General features: G+C 65.1%; 16 protein-coding genes. 9 read left to right on the top strand and 7 right to left on the bottom strand.

Going from position 1 to position 14598, the window contains the following annotated elements; genetic code table 11:
• The first annotated feature begins 199 nt into the window (after positions 1-199).
• Entirely contained in the window at positions 200-940 is a 741-nt protein-coding gene (locus tag EWF95_RS09510) for an alpha/beta fold hydrolase (protein WP_221886636.1), read from the top strand.
• Here the strand turns inward: EWF95_RS09510 and EWF95_RS09515 are convergent.
• From EWF95_RS09515 to EWF95_RS09540, 6 genes are all read right to left on the bottom strand, one after another.
• Positions 937-1131, bottom strand: a complete 195-nt coding sequence (locus EWF95_RS09515) for a hypothetical protein (RefSeq protein WP_142443819.1) — start codon at positions 1129-1131, stop codon at positions 937-939. The genes EWF95_RS09510 and EWF95_RS09515 overlap by 4 nt on opposite strands.
• A complete protein-coding gene (locus tag EWF95_RS09520) occupies positions 1128-1514 on the bottom strand; it encodes a Rid family detoxifying hydrolase (protein ID WP_142443820.1) in 387 nt (128 codons plus the stop codon). The genes EWF95_RS09515 and EWF95_RS09520 overlap by 4 nt, the downstream gene beginning before the upstream one ends.
• Positions 1515-1553: 39 nt before the next feature.
• Positions 1554-2765, bottom strand: coding sequence for a threonine ammonia-lyase (gene ilvA, locus EWF95_RS09525; protein ID WP_142443821.1), 1212 nt, complete (start codon positions 2763-2765; stop codon positions 1554-1556).
• Between the two features lie 238 nt (positions 2766-3003).
• Positions 3004-3438: a gamma-glutamylcyclotransferase family protein gene (locus tag EWF95_RS09530; RefSeq protein ID WP_142443822.1), complete on the bottom strand. Its 435-nt coding sequence runs from the start codon at positions 3436-3438 to the stop codon at positions 3004-3006.
• A 2-nt stretch (positions 3439-3440) separates the two neighbouring features.
• Entirely contained in the window at positions 3441-3917 is a 477-nt protein-coding gene (locus tag EWF95_RS09535) for an NUDIX hydrolase (protein WP_142443823.1), read from the bottom strand.
• A gap of 60 nt (positions 3918-3977) precedes the next feature.
• Positions 3978-4967 carry a transcription initiation factor IIB gene (locus EWF95_RS09540; RefSeq protein WP_142443824.1) on the bottom strand — a complete coding sequence of 330 codons (990 nt, stop codon included), beginning with the start codon at positions 4965-4967 and terminating at the stop codon, positions 3978-3980.
• A gap of 312 nt (positions 4968-5279) precedes the next feature.
• On the opposite strand from EWF95_RS09540, the gene gatC reads away from it, so the two are divergent.
• From gatC to EWF95_RS09580, 8 genes are all read left to right on the top strand, one after another.
• Complete coding sequence (gene gatC / locus EWF95_RS09545; protein WP_142443825.1) at positions 5280-5558, top strand: Asp-tRNA(Asn)/Glu-tRNA(Gln) amidotransferase subunit GatC; 279 nt, start codon at positions 5280-5282, stop codon at positions 5556-5558.
• Complete coding sequence (gene gatA / locus EWF95_RS09550; RefSeq protein WP_142443826.1) at positions 5555-6850, top strand: Asp-tRNA(Asn)/Glu-tRNA(Gln) amidotransferase subunit GatA; 1296 nt, start codon at positions 5555-5557, stop codon at positions 6848-6850. The genes gatC and gatA overlap by 4 nt, the downstream gene beginning before the upstream one ends.
• A 160-nt stretch (positions 6851-7010) precedes the next feature.
• Entirely contained in the window at positions 7011-8162 is a 1152-nt protein-coding gene (locus tag EWF95_RS09555; RefSeq protein ID WP_185911757.1) for a substrate-binding domain-containing protein, read from the top strand.
• Between the two features lie 45 nt (positions 8163-8207).
• Positions 8208-9335, top strand: a complete 1128-nt coding sequence (gene pstC, locus EWF95_RS09560; RefSeq protein ID WP_142443827.1) for a phosphate ABC transporter permease subunit PstC — start codon at positions 8208-8210, stop codon at positions 9333-9335.
• Positions 9332-10900, top strand: coding sequence for a phosphate ABC transporter permease PstA (pstA, locus tag EWF95_RS09565; RefSeq protein WP_142443828.1), 1569 nt, complete (start codon positions 9332-9334; stop codon positions 10898-10900). The genes pstC and pstA overlap by 4 nt, the downstream gene beginning before the upstream one ends.
• Complete coding sequence (gene pstB / locus EWF95_RS09570; protein ID WP_142443829.1) at positions 10897-11811, top strand: phosphate ABC transporter ATP-binding protein PstB; 915 nt, start codon at positions 10897-10899, stop codon at positions 11809-11811. The genes pstA and pstB overlap by 4 nt, the downstream gene beginning before the upstream one ends.
• Before the next feature lie 5 nt (positions 11812-11816).
• Positions 11817-12485, top strand: a complete 669-nt coding sequence (gene phoU / locus EWF95_RS09575) for a phosphate signaling complex protein PhoU (RefSeq protein ID WP_142443830.1) — start codon at positions 11817-11819, stop codon at positions 12483-12485.
• Between the two features lie 2 nt (positions 12486-12487).
• Positions 12488-13597 carry an AbrB/MazE/SpoVT family DNA-binding domain-containing protein gene (locus EWF95_RS09580; protein ID WP_142443831.1) on the top strand — a complete coding sequence of 370 codons (1110 nt, stop codon included), beginning with the start codon at positions 12488-12490 and terminating at the stop codon, positions 13595-13597.
• A gap of 9 nt (positions 13598-13606) precedes the next feature.
• Here EWF95_RS09580 and EWF95_RS09585 read toward each other — a convergent pair whose 3' ends face one another.
• Positions 13607-14596, bottom strand: coding sequence for a halo transducer protein (locus EWF95_RS09585; RefSeq protein ID WP_142443832.1), 990 nt, complete (start codon positions 14594-14596; stop codon positions 13607-13609).
• Positions 14597-14598 lie beyond the last annotated feature (2 nt).

Raw genomic sequence — 14598 nt, forward strand, 5'->3', positions numbered from 1 at the left:
CTGCCAGCACTTACTTTCGCCCTGAGCCCATAACATCGCCATCAGCGACTCGACTTCCTCGATCCGATCGCACCTCACGAAACGAAACCTCCTGCTCGGTGCCGGCGGTACAGTCGCCGCGCTGGCCGGTGGTGCAGCCTACGTCCTCAGCGAACTGGACGGCGAACACGCCGACTACACCGCGCCGGAAACCCAACCGATGCTCACCACCCGCGGCCGACTCGGGGGCGATGCTGCGAACGGCGGTGACGACGGTAGCAACGACGACAGCAACACACCGACAGTCGCCACCGAGGGCGAGTGGTCGTTCGCCGACGCCGACGAACTCGTCCTGTTCGTCCACGGCTTCGATACGGGCCCGCAGGCCGCCCGCGATCAGACCTATACGCTTGATGTCGGCCTCAACGAATACCGCTCGTTGCCGGTCGCCGGCTACAGTTGGGTGTCCGATGGCGAGTGGGCCGACGCCAAGGCTGTCGCCGACGCGAACGCCGAGCCGCTCGCCGGCTGGCTCGGGCAGTGGGCCGCCGAGGACGGCCGCCCCATCCACCTGATCGGCTACTCGCTGGGGGCTCGTGTCGTTTGTGCCGCGCTGGCTGAACTGGAGACGAGCGAGCGCGCCGATCCGCTCGCGTCGGTGTCGCTACTTGGCGGCGCGATCCCAAGCGACAGCGTCGAACGCGACGGGGAGTATGGGGATGCTATCGCTGCACTCGACGCACCTGTGACCAACTTCTACAGCCGCCGCGATCGCGTGCTCGGCTGGGTCTACCGGTTCTCGGATCGCACCACTGCGGTCGGCAGCGGCGGTATCGACGACCCGGCAGCCGCCCCTGACGGCTACCAAGATATCGATGTGACCGAGCTCGTCGCCGACCACTACTCGTATTTCGAACCTGAGGAGGGCTGTCTGTCCCGCGTCGTTGAGACCCTCGACTAACGCGGCAATCGCGCCTCGATCGCGGGCGCAGTCGCGGTGACGACGACACCGACGACGAGAGCGATCCCGGCAAGGCCGCCGACGCCGACCGGCAGCGAGCCGCCAGCGAGGCGATACCCCAGCGCGAGGACGAGAAACAGCAGCGCGCCGGTGAGCCCCCACAGCAGGCTCGATTTGCGGCGCGGCCTCACGCCTCGGGGTACGTCGCCACGGCCTCGATTTCGACGCCGACACCCTTCGGCAGCGCGCCCGCCTCGACCGCGCTGCGGGCCGGCGGCTGGGCGGCGAAGTAGGTCTCATACGTCGCGTTCATCGCCCCGAAATCGTCGATGTCGGCGAGAAAGACCGTCGTTTTGAGGATGTCTTCGGCCGCGAGGTCTTCGGCGGCGAGGATCGCCATCACGTTGTCGAGTGCGAGTTCGGTTTGGGTGGCGATGTCGGCGTCGGCGTGGAGGTCGCCCCCGGGCGTGAGCGGGATCTGCCCCGCCGTGTACAGCGTCGAGCCGTCGGTCGTCGCTTGGCTGTAGGCGCCCACGGCTTCGGGCGCGTCGTCGGTGCTGATGGTGCGTTTCATGACTCGGCGTGGGCGGGCGAGCCGAATAAATCCGACCCCTCACTCCAGGACGTCAACCGTGTAGCCGGCATCCCGCAACGTCGCCAGCAGGTCGGCGGCGTGTTCGGGGCCGTGGGTTTCGAGTTCGAGTTCGACGGAAGTGTCGCTCATCCCGATCTCCCGGGAGGCGCGTTCGTGGTGGATCTCGTAGATATTCGCGCCCTTGTCGGCGATGATCTCGATCAGCCCCTCCAGCGCGCCGGGCTGATCCGGGAGCACGGTGCGGATCTTGAGATAGCGGCCCAGTTGGATCATCCCGCGCAGAATGACGGTCGTCAACACGTTCATGTCGATGTTGCCGCCGCAGAGCACGGGGACGATCACCTCGTCGTCATCGTATTCGAATCGATCTTCCAGCAGGGCCGACAGCGCGACCGCACCCGCGCCCTCGACGAGGGTTTTGCTGCGTTCGAGCAGCAACGTCAGCGCGAGTGCGATCTCCTCGTCGGAGACCGTCACCACCTCGTCGACGCGCTCCTGAATGATCTCGAAGGGCTGCTCGCCAACTGAGCGGGTGGCGATCCCGTCGGCAACGGTGTCGACGCTGTCCCGCGATCTGATCTCGCCGGCCGCCAGCGAGTCGATGACGCTGGAGGCTCCCTCGGCTTGAACGCCGATGATCCGCACGTCCGGCTGCTGGGCTTTGATCGCCGTCGCAATCCCCGAGATGAGCCCGCCGCCGCCGATCGGGACGATGACGGTTTCCACGTCGGGCTGTTGCTCTAAGATTTCGAGGCCGATCGTCCCCTGGCCGGCCATCACCATCTCGTCGTCGAAGGCGTGGACGTAGGTGCGGTCTTCTTTCTCCTCAATCTCGTGAGCGCGGGCTTGGGCCTCCTCGTAGTCGACGCCATCGAGGACGACCCGACCGCCGTACCGCCGGGTCGCTTTGACCTTCGAGATCGGCGCGTGTTCCGGCATGACGATGGTTGCGTCGACGCCGGCTCGCGTCGCCGCGAGCGCGACGCCCTGTGCATGGTTGCCCGCGCTGGCGGTGACGACGCCGGCGTCCTGTTCGGCAGCCGAAAGGGTCGTGATCCGGTTGAGCGCGCCGCGGAGCTTGAACGCGCCCGTCCGCTGGAAGTTTTCGAGCTTGAGGTGGACGGCCGCACCCGTCCGTTCCGAAAAGGTGTAGGAGTACTCCATCGGCGTCAGGCGCACGGCGTCGGCGATCCGCTCGCGGGCGTCCTGGATCGCCGAAAGCGAAAGCATGGGTTCCCTTCGCGGGAGCGGCCGGTAATCGGTTTCGGTGTCTCACCGGGGTGGCTGTGGTCGTCACTCAGCGAACTGAAAACGGAAATGGGGAATGCACGCGTGTGACGCGCAGTTGAGCGTTTGACCCGGAGGTATATAAACATCGGGCATGCGCAGTGAAAGTGAAAACCGCAAGACTGCGGCGACCGACGACGCCCGTCAGACGGCTGTCGGTCGTCGTTCCAGCCTATTATTTTCAACTGACACGTTCGATGTGGGTCGCTGGGAGCTGGCGGTCGACCCGATCGAGAAACGAACCCTCGCCGGGCCAATACTCGTCAAGCGATCCGAGCCCGATGGCGGTCGGCGCGGCGAGATAGACCTCGGCTGTTGTCGCCGACAACGACGCCGACGACGATGCAAGCGACGATGTAAGCGACGATGTAAGCGATACCGACACCCGGTGGTAGAGCCCGCGGTCGACGCCCTCATACCGGTCAAGCCGGTCGATCTCGTCGGTTTCGAGCAGCCGGCCCGTGACTGATTCACCCGGAACAAGTGTCGGATACCGGCCGTCGACACGCTTGAATCCGACACAGACAGCGTCGCCGACGAAGCGGTAACTGTCGAGCAGCGCGGCGACCTGCGCGTCATCGGTGAGTGTGCCGTAAACGAAGACGAGATCGGTCATCGCTACTCGGCGTGGTCGCCGACGGTCTCAATGGCCTCACAGCCGATGGCGACGGTGTCAGCGTCAAGATCGCTGTCGCGGAGTTCCGCGGGTGTGTACCACGCCCAGCGATCGGCCGGGGCTTCACCCTCAGTGGGGTCGATCTCGCGGCTCTCGACAGCCGCAAAGTAGATGTGGTCGATGTGTTGGTGGCCGACCGTGCCGTCAGGGTGGATGTTGATATTGTATAGCAGCATATGGGCTGGCTGCGGGAGCACCTCGCCGGCCGGCGGATTCAGATCGGCTGTCTCGCGGTGGAGCGTTGGGTCGAGGCCGGTTTCCTCGCGGACTTCGCGGCGACCCGCCTCGTGGGGCAGTTCGTCGCGGTCGACATGACCGCCCGGCGGGATCCGGATGCCGAGGCCCGCATGCCGGTGGAGTGCGGTCGCGCCGTCGTTGACGATATAGACCGTGGAAGTGAAATGGCGTGTCGTCTCCATAGCTGTCGCTTGCGGGCCGGCGGCTTTGCGGTTGCGAAACGCAGCGAAACAGGAGCCGGATTAGGCGACGGACTGCTGTTCGTCGGCCTCAAGCAGTTCGTGGTAGCGGTTCCGGATCGTCACCTCGGAGATGTTGGCGACCTCGCTGACCTGATTTTGGGTGACTTTCTGATTGGTCAGCAGCGAGGCGGCGTAGATCGCCGCCGCGGCGAGACCGACCGGCGATTTTCCGCTGTGGACACCCTGTGCTTTCGCCGTCGACAGCAGCTCGCGGGCACGGCGTTCGGCCTCGTCGGAGAGATCGAGATCCGAGGCAAAGCGGGGCACGTACTGCTCGGGGTCGGCCGGCTGGATCTCAAGGTTGAGCTCGCGGGCGATATACCGGTAGGTGCGGGCGATCTCGTCCTTATCAACTCTGGAGACGCCCGTGAGCTCGTCGAGGCTGCGCGGCGTGCCGGCCTGCCGTGCGGCGGCATACAGGGCGGCCGTCGAGACACCCTCGATCGAGCGGCCGGGGAGGAGATCCTCGTCGAGCGCGCGGCGATAGATGACGGAGGCGGTCTCCCGGACGGCATCCGGCAGCCCGAGGGCACTCGCCATGCGGTCGATCTCGCCGAGGGCCTGTTTGAGGTTGCGCTCCTTGCTGTCGCGGGTACGGAACCGCTCGTTCCACGTCCGCAACCGCTGCATCTTCTGGCGTTGCCGCGACGAGAGGGATTTGCCGTAGGCATCCTTGTCCTGCCAGCCGATGTTGGTCGACAGCCCCTTGTCGTGCATCATGTTCGTCGTCGGCGCGCCGACGCGGGATTTCTGATCCTTCTCGTTGCTGTCGAAGGCGCGCCACTCGGGGCCGTGGTCGATCTCATCCTCCTCGACGACAAGCCCACAGTCACGGCAGACGGTTTCGCCGTGTTCGGTGTCGGTCGCCAGTTGGCCGTCACACTCCGGACAGCGGAGGGTCTCCTCGGTGTCGGTCGACTCCGACTGCTCGGGTGACCGGTTGTGGCTCCGGGTGTGCTCGTCGGTAAACGTACGAACGTTGTCGCTCATGATATGGGTGAAACGGTGTGAGAGATCGTGGTGTCACACCCGTTTTGTGCATCAATAGACACGGGCTGAAACAACTTAATAATACCCTATATTTTCAACTAAATAAACTATGAAAACAATTAGACGCAAAGCGGATGAAGAATCATTATGGATGTGCCGGTTGTAGGGCCACAATGTACCCGATAGCCCGGCTCTTCGTGACAGGGCAAACAGACAATTGAGTGAACGGATATGGCGACAGCCACCCGGTGTCGACACCGGCGTGACCGGGGAAGCGAAACCCTTACTCTCAGGCCGTGATTCGGGGCGGATATGAGCGATTCGCCCGTCGACGCCGACGAGGTACAACACGTCGCCGACCTCGCGCGGGTCGATCTCGACGACAGCGACGCCGACGAGTTCGCCGCGCAGTTCGCCGACATCCTCGACTACTTCGAGGCTCTCGATGAGGTACCCGAGGTCGACAGCGACCCCGAGTTGGTCAACGTGATGCGAGCCGATGAGGTCGAGGAAGGTCTCTCACAGGACGAGGCTCTCCGGAACGCCCCCGAAACCGAGGACGGCTTCTTCAAGGGGCCGAGCGTCTCATGAGCAGCGACCACAGTCCCAAAGACGACCACAACGCCTTCGTCACCAACGCCCGGATCGAGGGCGACGACGACGGCCCGTTGGCCGGCCGAACAATAGCGATTAAGGACAACATGTCGACCGACGGGGTCAGAACGACCTGCGGCTCGGCCATGTTGGACGACTACGTCCCGCCGTACAACGCAACCGTTGTCGACCGCGTCCTCAACGCGGGAGCCACGATGGTCGGCAAGGCCAACATGGACGAGTTCGCCATGGGCGGCACGACCGAAACCTCGGCGTTCGGCGCGACCGAAAACCCCGCCGCGCCGGGGCGCGTGCCCGGCGGCTCCTCGGGTGGCTCCGCGGCTGCGGTCGCCGCCGGCGAAGCCGACCTCGCACTCGGCAGCGACACCGGCGGCTCGGTGCGCAACCCCGCCGCCTTCTGCGGCGTCGTCGGCATCAAACCGACCTATGGGCTCGTCTCCCGGTACGGCATCGTCGCCTACGCCAACAGCCTCGAACAGGTCGGCCCCCTGGCGAACACGGTCGAAGATGCCGCCCTGCTGCTCGATGTGATTTCCGGCCCTGATCCGAACGACGCAACGACCAACGACGGCGGTGCCGACTCCGACTATGCGGCCGCCGCCGACGGCGACGTTGACGGCCTCACGGTCGGCGTCATCACCGATCTGATCGAGGGTGCCGACGACGACGTGGTCGAGACCTTCCAGGCCTCGCTGGATGATCTCGAAGCCCAGGGCGCGGAGATCACCGAGGTCTCGCTGGACTCGCTGGAACATGCCGTCCAGGCCTACTACGTGATCGCCATGTCGGAGGCCTCCTCGAACCTCGCCCGCTTCGACGGCGTCCGCTACGGCCCCGACACCGACGCTGAGGGCAACTGGAACGAGCAGTTCGCCGCTGTCCGCGAGGAGGGCTTCGGCCCGGAGGTCAAACGCCGGATTCTCCTTGGGACGTACGCGCTCTCAGCGGGCTATCACGACAAATACTACAAGAAGGCCCAGGACGCCCGAGCGTGGGTGAAACAGGATTTCGATTCGGCTTTCGAGGATGTGGACGTGCTGGCGTCGCCGACGATGCCCGTGGTGCCGCCAAAACTCGGCGAAAGCCTTGACGATCCGCTTCAGCTCTACCTGATGGACGCGAATACGGTGCCCGTGAACCTCGCCAACCTCCCCGCGATCTCCGTCCCTGCTGGCGACGTGGACGGCCTGCCGGTCGGCTGCCAGCTTATCGGCCCAAAGTTCGGCGAGGAGACGATCATCCGGGCGGCGAGTGCGGTCGAGAACTGAGCAGAGCTGAGTGAGAAAGTGACCATTCTACTCGGTAGTCTATATATCACTACATACTGGTAGTAAATTAGGTAGCGATATTGGGGACACGTTGGTGGTGCGTAGCCGTATAGTTGGGTATTATAAACCGCTTTAGTACAATTCCGGATACCAGTAGGTGATGTCACGCGACGCAGGGCGTCAGGCGAGCAACGTATCACGTCGAAAATATCTGGTCGGGACGGCTGCCGTCGGGACGGCAGGCCTTGCCGGCTGTAGCGGCGGTAGCGGCGACGGCGATGGTGGCAGCGAAGACGGCAGCAACACCGTCGAATCCGGTTCCTCCGGCCCATCGACGGTGACCGCCGAAGGCTCCTCGACGGTGTACCCCATCTCGAACAAGGGGAGTTCCTACTGGAACTCGAACTCGCCGGCCAGCGACGGCGAGTACTGGGGTGCCAACGACGAGTCGTCGGTGCCGGGCTGGGATCAGCTCGACACCGACATGAACATCGCCGACTACTTCGCCAGCCTCTATGGCTTCGAGCCGAGCGGCGAGCGATCGAACCCGCCGTTCGCCACCCGCGTCGCACTGAGCCACTCGGGAACCGGCTGTGAGGCGGTTCGAGACGGCCTCGTCGATATCGGGAACTCTTCCGGCCCGATCACGGCCGAACTCGATATCAGCGAGGAACAGCGCGACGAGAACTACGTCGACCACGTCGTCGGCCGCGACGGCCAGCCCGTGTTCGTCAGTCAGGCGATCTACGATGCCGGCGTCGACCAGCTTACCGGCGACCAGATCCGCGGTATCTATCAGGGCGATATCACCAACTGGAGCGAGGTCGGCGGCCCGGATCAGGAGATCTTCGTGGTCGGCCGCGCCGAGGGCTCCGGCACCGACACGTCGTTCCGACTCAACATGCTCGGCGACGCCGACGCGCCGATGGATGTCGACACGCGCCTTGGCCAGAACCAGCAGGTTCAGCAGGTGCTGCAGGACAACGACAACGCCATCGGCTACATGGCACTGGCGTTCTCGGGCTCGGGCATTCAGGCGATCGCCATCGACTTCGAGGGCACCGTCTTCCAGCCGGATCCCGACGCCGAAAACACCATTTTCGACTCCGAGTACCCGCTGAACCGGGATCTGCACATGTACACCCGGATCAACGAGGAAACGCCCGACGGGACGGACATGCGCGAGGCGGCGTTCCTCAACATGTTCCTGACCGAGTTCGGCCAGCAGGTCTTCGTCGAGGACGTCAACTACATCACGCTGCCGACCTCGGATATCGAGGCCGAACGCGCGAAGCTCCCCGATCAGGCCTAACGCTGTAGCCGCGCTGCCGCTTGCTTTCAGCTCTGATTCCAGTACATGTCATTCACTACGCTTCAAACAGATTGGCGCGCGAGCATCGAGCGACGGCTGACCCACACGCGGGCGTTCGTCGACGACACCGACCCGGACGCACTGGCGGTCGTCCTCGTCTCGATGGGGTCGCTGCTGGCTGCCTTCGTCGGGTTCCTGCTGGCGTCAGCGTGGACTGCCGTCCCGCTCGGCGCGTTTTTGATCGCTACTGGCTACGGCTGGGCGCGCCATCAAGCCCTCCTCGCTCGCGCGGTCACCTTCGCGATGACGACGGTGACGCTCATCACGCTCGGGCTCATCGTCGTCTTCATTTTCGCCGAGTCGATTCCGGCCTTTCAGTACGAAACGACGACCGTTTTCGGCGTCTCCGTCCCGGGGTTCGGCATGTTCGCACAGGCCCGCTGGGACGCCGTCTCCGAACCGGTTCGCTACTCGCTGCTCCCGATGATCCACGGCACCGTGATGGTGACCACCATTGCAACGCTCGTCGCCGCGCCGCTCGGCGTCGCTGCCGCGCTGTTCATCGCCGAGATCGCGCCGCCACGCGTCCGTGAACTCGTCAAACCCGGTATCGAGATACTGGCGGGTATCCCCTCGATTGTCTACGGCTTCATCGGCTTTACCGTCATCAACCCGTGGGCAAGCGGGGCGTTCGCGCTCAACGGCGGCTCGACGTACCTGTTCGTCGGGATGGTCGTCGGACTGATGGCGTTGCCGACGGTCGTCTCCGTCGCCGAGGACGCGCTCACGAGCGTGCCCGACGTGATGAAAAACGGCTCGCTCGCCCTTGGGGCGACCGACTGGCAGTCGATGACCTCGATCACGCTGCCGGCGGCCTTCTCCGGCGTGTCGGCGGCCGTCCTCCTCGGCGTCGGGCGGGCCATCGGCGAAACCATGGCCGCAACGGTCATGTTGGCCGGCGTCCCGCGGATCAGCGAGCCGCTCGTCAACGTTTTTTACGGGTATGAGACGCTCACCTCGCTGATCGCCCGTGGCTACGGCAGCGCGAACGGCGTCCACGAAAGCGCGCTGTTCGCCGCCGGCGTCGTCCTGTTTGTGACCGTGTTGTGTCTCAGCATCGGCTCACAGTACATTGAGGCGCGCATGCGTCGCCGGCTCGGAGGTGCCGAATGAGCCGCGTCACTCAGACCGCACTCGTCCGCGACGACCGCACGCTGTACGAGGCGGCTGCTGGCCTCGCGGTCGGCCTCTCCGGCGTCGCCTTCGTCACCGGCTTGGCGGCCCTCCTGAACATCGTCGCCATCGACGACCCCGTCGCTGGCCTCGAACTCTCCGTGCTGTTCGGCGTCGTCCTGCTCGGCCTTGGAGCCACGACCGTTGGCTTCGGCGTCGCCTCACGGTTTGACTACGTCGAGACAGGTGCCCAGCCAAGCGCGGGAATCGTCGCCGCGGCCGCGTTCACGGCGATCTGGCTTGCGGTCGGTGCAGCCGTCTCCGGTGCGGCCGGCCTCGGCACGGTCGGCCAGCTCGGCGTCGGGGTGTTCCTCGGCGCGGCCGCCTTCGCAACGACCGCCTTCCCGCGGGAGGACATCGGCTCGACAATGCCCGCCGGGGCTGTCGCCGTCCTCTGTGGGCTCGCGCTCGTCACCGGCGTCGTCGGCCCCGGCTGGGAGCAGGCTCTCGCCGGCTACAACGCGACGCTGTTCGGTGACACCGTCGTTCCCGCGGTCGTGTTGTTCGCCTCGCTGGTGACCGGCTGGAGTGCCGCGAAAGCCTACGGCGGGTTCGGGGCTCGCGGGCGCAACGTCGGCGCGTACGTGCTCACCTACCTCGTCGTCGGCTCGATTCTCGCTGTCCTCGTTGGCCTCGTCGCCTTCGTCACGGTGCGGGGCCTCCCCGGCTTGTTCAACGGGTTCAGCGTCGGCGGGGCCGGCCTCCTCAGTTGGCCGTTCCTCACCAACGGAGCCGGCTTGTTGGCCGACATCGCGGGTGTCTTCCCCGCGCTGTTAGGCACGGTCTGGCTGGTCATCGGGGCCGTGCTCTTCGCCGTTCCGACCGGCGTCGGTGCCGCTGTCTTCCTCAGCGAGTACGCCGAACAGGGCCGCTTTACCGGGGCTGTTGAGGTGGCAACAAACGGCCTCTGGAGTACGCCGAGTATCGTCTTCGGCCTGTTCGGTGCCGCCTTCCTGATCCCGCGGTTCGGCAATCAGAAATCGTTGATCGCCGGGATGCTGACGCTCGGCTTCATGCTGTTGCCGCTGGTGTTGATCACGAGTCGGGAGGCGATCCTCGCGGTACCCGACGAGTACCGCGACGCCAGCGCGGCCCTCGGCGTCTCGAAATGGCAGACGATCCGCAGCGTCGTTCTACCTGCAGCGATCCCGGGCGTCACCACCGGCGTCATCCTCGGCGTCGGCCGCATCGCCGGCGAGACCGCGCCGATCCTCCTGACGATGGGCGGCGGCGTCCTCCCGGCGAAATCGGCCGCGCCCAACGTGTTGGGCGGGTTCCAGCTGAGCGCGTCGCCGCCGTTCGTCAGCAACCCCGCGCTGTTGGAGGCGACGAGCGCGCTGCCGTATCAGCTCTACGCGCTCATCACCGCAGGGCTGAGCGGCAACATCCAGAACCCACAGGAGTACGCGTGGGGGCTGGCACTGACGCTACTGCTTGTCGTGTTGGTCTTCTACGCGATAGGCATCGGGACGCGCTACTACTTCAGACGGAAACTCCACCAATGAGTCAGACAGATACCGCAGAGACGAGGACGAACCGCACTGAGAGCCAATCCGTTTCGACGACGACCGGCGAAACCGTCGAGGAGACGCAGGCCGAGTGGACGACCTACGAGGGCGGCGGCGAAACGAAACTCGCCGTCGATGACCTCGATGTCCACTACGGCAGCGACCACGCGCTGAAGGGCGTTTCGATGGACATCCCCGAAGAGAGCGTGACCGCACTCATCGGCCCGTCGGGCTGCGGCAAATCGACGTTCCTCCGGTGTCTCAACCGGATGAACGACCGCATCCGCGCCGCCAGCGTCGACGGCACAGTGACGCTCGACGGTGAGAACATCTATCAGGACGGCGTCGACCTCGTCGAACTGCGAAAGCGGGTCGGGATGGTCTTTCAGAGCCCCAACCCCTTCCCCAAATCGATCCGCGAGAACGTCTCCTACGGCCCTCGGAAACACGGTGATATCGAGACGGGCCTGCTCGCCAGGCTGACCGGCCGCGCCGACCCCGGCCGCGAGGAGGCACTCGTCGAACAGTCGCTCGAACGCGCCGCGCTGTGGGAGGAGGTACGCGACCGACTCGACGACAACGCCCTCGGGCTGTCCGGCGGCCAGCAACAACGCCTCTGTATCGCCCGGTGTCTGGCCGTCGATCCGGATGTCATCCTCATGGACGAGCCGGCATCGGCACTCGACCCCATCGCCACCTCGAAGATCGAAGACCTCATCGAAGATCTCGCAGAAGATTACACGGTCGTCGTCGTCACCCACAGCATGCAGCAGGCCGCCCGCGTCTCCGATCAGACCGCCGTCTTCCTGACCGGCGGCGAACTCGTCGAGTACGACGACACCGAGAAGATCTTCGAGAACCCCGAAAGCCAGCGGGTCGAAGACTACATCAGCGGGAAGTTCGGGTGATCGCGGTGCCGCGTGAGGATTATCGTGCGTCGCTGGACGACCTGCGGGCGAACGTCGAGTCGATGGCCGAAGATGTCTTGAAACAACTTCAGCACGCTCTTGACGCGCTCGACGGCGACGACCACACGCTGGCCCGAACGGTGATCGACGGCGATGACCACATCAATCAACAGTACCTCGATCTCGAAAGCGACTGTGTCGATCTGATCGCCCTCCAGCAGCCCGTCGCCTCCGACCTTCGTTTCGTCGTTGCGTCGTTTAAGATCCTGACTGATCTGGAGCGGATCGCCGATCTCGCAACGAACCTCGCGCGGTACGCCCTCGCCGACATCTCGGCGATCGTCTCCGACGTTCGGATTCAGGAGATCGGCGAAACCGCTGTGGAGCAGGTTCGGGCGGCCGTCGACGCGTACGTCGCGGGCGACGCCGACGCCTGTCGGGCGATCGCCGGCCACGACGACGAGCTCGATACGTCGTGTCAGACCGCCAGCGAGGCCGTCGTCCGGGAGCTGATTGCCAGCGACCCCGATGGATGGGAGATCGAACAACGGCTTGACGGCGTTTCCCGGCTGTTGCTGACGATCCGTGATCTGGAGCGGGTCGGCGACCATGCCGTCAACATCGCTGCCCGGACGCTGTATATGGACGAGGGGAGCCCTGAGCTGATCTACTAACGATGGAGACGAGAAAGATCCAGGAGGTCGGCGGCGGCACCTTCACCGTCTCGCTCCCGAAGGCGTGGACGAGCGATCACGGCTTCGAGGCCGGGATGGAGCTGCGGCTGTACACCCACCGCGACGGATCGATCCTCATCAGATCCTCGGAGGCTGAGGTCGGGTGGTTGGCGGATGCGACGGTCGATCTCGACGCCGGCGACCCCGACGCCGGCGACCCCGACGGCGACAACCACGACGGCGACGATTCCGACGGCAACAACTCTGACGGTGTCGACCCCGACGCCGGCGACCCCGAGGCCGCCGCTCGTGCGGTTCGAACGGCACACACGGTCGGCTTCGAGACGATCACGCTGCGTCGACGCGGGGCGTTCACCGAGGCCGAGCGCGAGGCCGTCCGGTCAACGGTTCGAGAGTTGGTCGGGACGGATATCCTCACCGAGTCCGACGCCGAGATCACGATCGGCCACCTGTTGGATACGTCGTCGGCCTCCGTTCGGCAGTCGGTCATCCAACTCCAGTACGTGGTTGTCTCGCTGCTCCGTGATGCAGCCGAGGCGTTCGGTGACGCCGCCGACACGCAGACACGGGTTTGTGACCGCGCGGCCGAGGCGCGTCGCTCCGCGGAGATGATCACCCGGCATTTCTCCCGGTCACTGGTCTCGTATGCCGAGCTTGACTCACTTGGCGTCTCCCGATCGGAGCTGTTCGCCTACTACGAGATCGCTACCCGGCTCGAAACCGTCACCGAGCAGGCCGTCCGGATCGCAACCACGAGCGAAGAGCTTCCTGAGCCACCCTCGGCGGAGGCGGCCGCGGCTGTCCGCGCCGTCGTCGACGATGTTGCCCGCGCCGTTGACGACGCGGTAACCGCCGTCCTCAACGGGGAGCTGACGACGGCACAACAGGCAAGGGAGCGATCTGCTGACGCCATCGAACAGATTGACGCGGTCGAACAGCGACTCTACGAGGAGTCGGTATCGGATTCGGTACCCGCGGCCGTCGCGCTATCGACCACCCTCACGCACCTGCGGCGAGCAGCCAACTGTAGCTGCGGCATCGCCGATGTGGCTGCGAGAACCGCAATCCGTGCGGAAAACATCGATCTGTAAGCGGTTGGCTCACTCGATCGCGGGTCGGTGTTCCGCGACGACGGCGTCAACATCGGCCCAGACCACCGGTGGCTCCATCTCGGTGAGTGCCTCGTCGAGAGCGGTCAGCTGCTCGTCGAACCGCGCCGTCCACTCCGGATCAGCGCACGCGGTGAGACGTTCGCCGAGCGCGGTATGGCTGTCCTGAATCTCATCGAGTCTGGGTTCGATCTCTGACGGCGACGTGACAGCCTCACGCTCGGCCCACGTTTGCACGGCTGTCAACTCCGCGTGGAGATCGGTGAGCATCAACGACAGCACGCGGTGGCGAACCCTCGCTGCGGCCCACCTGCTCGCGGCCTCGCTTTCGGGATCGTTCTCAGCGTCGTCAGCGTCGTCGCCAGCGTCGCTATCGTCGCCAGTGCCGCGAGCTTCAAGCTGGTCGACAACGTCGCTAAGTTCGCTCAGCGAGTCGGCAAGCGCGTCGATATCGGCGGTGAGTTCGTCGACGCGTCGATCAGCGTCAGTGAGCCACGACTCGAAGGTGTCGAGTTCGAGCTGTAGATCGTCGGCGGCCTGTTGCACCTCGGTTGCGGCGTTGGTCAGTCGTCGAATTCGGCGGGCGATCTCGTAGAGATCACCGTCTGCTTTCATCGAAAGCACCTCCTGAAGTGCCTCACCGAGATCGTCCGCTCGGGTTTCGATATGGGCGAGCCGTGTGTCGAAGTTGTCAACGCGGTCAGAGACGAACGCCAGATCGGAGGTTGAGGGAGCTGTCGCCCGTGCATTATCAAGCTTGTCGCCCGCGAGTTCGACCCGCGTCTCGGCGGTCGTTACCACCATCGAGGCGTTCGCCAGCGCGTCGTCGACAGCGGCTCGGCTAACGACCCCGTCTTCCGCGACGATCGCCAGCGTTTCCCGCAGCTCACCGGGATCGGCGTCGGCCGTACCGACGATGTCGACCGCGCGCTCGATGGCGAGCCCATCAAGCTCGGTGTCGTCGGCATCTGCCTCGGTCATGG

Origin of the sequence: Halonotius roseus (genome assembly GCF_006861655.1) — an archaeon.
GTDB classification, from domain to species: Archaea; Halobacteriota; Halobacteria; order Halobacteriales; family Haloferacaceae; genus Halonotius; species Halonotius roseus.

Coding starts and splice junctions, on each gene's coding strand:
- EWF95_RS09580 (WP_142443831.1), top strand. CDS start 12,488: ATGGAGACGAGAAAGATCCAGGAGGTCGGCGGCGGCACCTTCACCGTC.
- EWF95_RS09520 (WP_142443820.1), bottom strand. CDS start 1,514: ATGAAACGCACCATCAGCACCGACGACGCGCCCGAAGCCGTGGGCGCC.
- EWF95_RS09530 (WP_142443822.1), bottom strand. CDS start 3,438: ATGACCGATCTCGTCTTCGTTTACGGCACACTCACCGATGACGCGCAG.
- EWF95_RS09585 (WP_142443832.1), bottom strand. CDS start 14,596: ATGACCGAGGCAGATGCCGACGACACCGAGCTTGATGGGCTCGCCATC.
- gatC (WP_142443825.1), top strand. CDS start 5,280: ATGAGCGATTCGCCCGTCGACGCCGACGAGGTACAACACGTCGCCGAC.
- gatA (WP_142443826.1), top strand. CDS start 5,555: ATGAGCAGCGACCACAGTCCCAAAGACGACCACAACGCCTTCGTCACC.
- pstC (WP_142443827.1), top strand. CDS start 8,208: ATGTCATTCACTACGCTTCAAACAGATTGGCGCGCGAGCATCGAGCGA.
- pstA (WP_142443828.1), top strand. CDS start 9,332: ATGAGCCGCGTCACTCAGACCGCACTCGTCCGCGACGACCGCACGCTG.
- pstB (WP_142443829.1), top strand. CDS start 10,897: ATGAGTCAGACAGATACCGCAGAGACGAGGACGAACCGCACTGAGAGC.
- EWF95_RS09555 (WP_185911757.1), top strand. CDS start 7,011: ATGTCACGCGACGCAGGGCGTCAGGCGAGCAACGTATCACGTCGAAAA.
- EWF95_RS09510 (WP_221886636.1), top strand. CDS start 200: ATGCTCACCACCCGCGGCCGACTCGGGGGCGATGCTGCGAACGGCGGT.
- EWF95_RS09535 (WP_142443823.1), bottom strand. CDS start 3,917: ATGGAGACGACACGCCATTTCACTTCCACGGTCTATATCGTCAACGAC.
- ilvA (WP_142443821.1), bottom strand. CDS start 2,765: ATGCTTTCGCTTTCGGCGATCCAGGACGCCCGCGAGCGGATCGCCGAC.
- EWF95_RS09540 (WP_142443824.1), bottom strand. CDS start 4,967: ATGAGCGACAACGTTCGTACGTTTACCGACGAGCACACCCGGAGCCAC.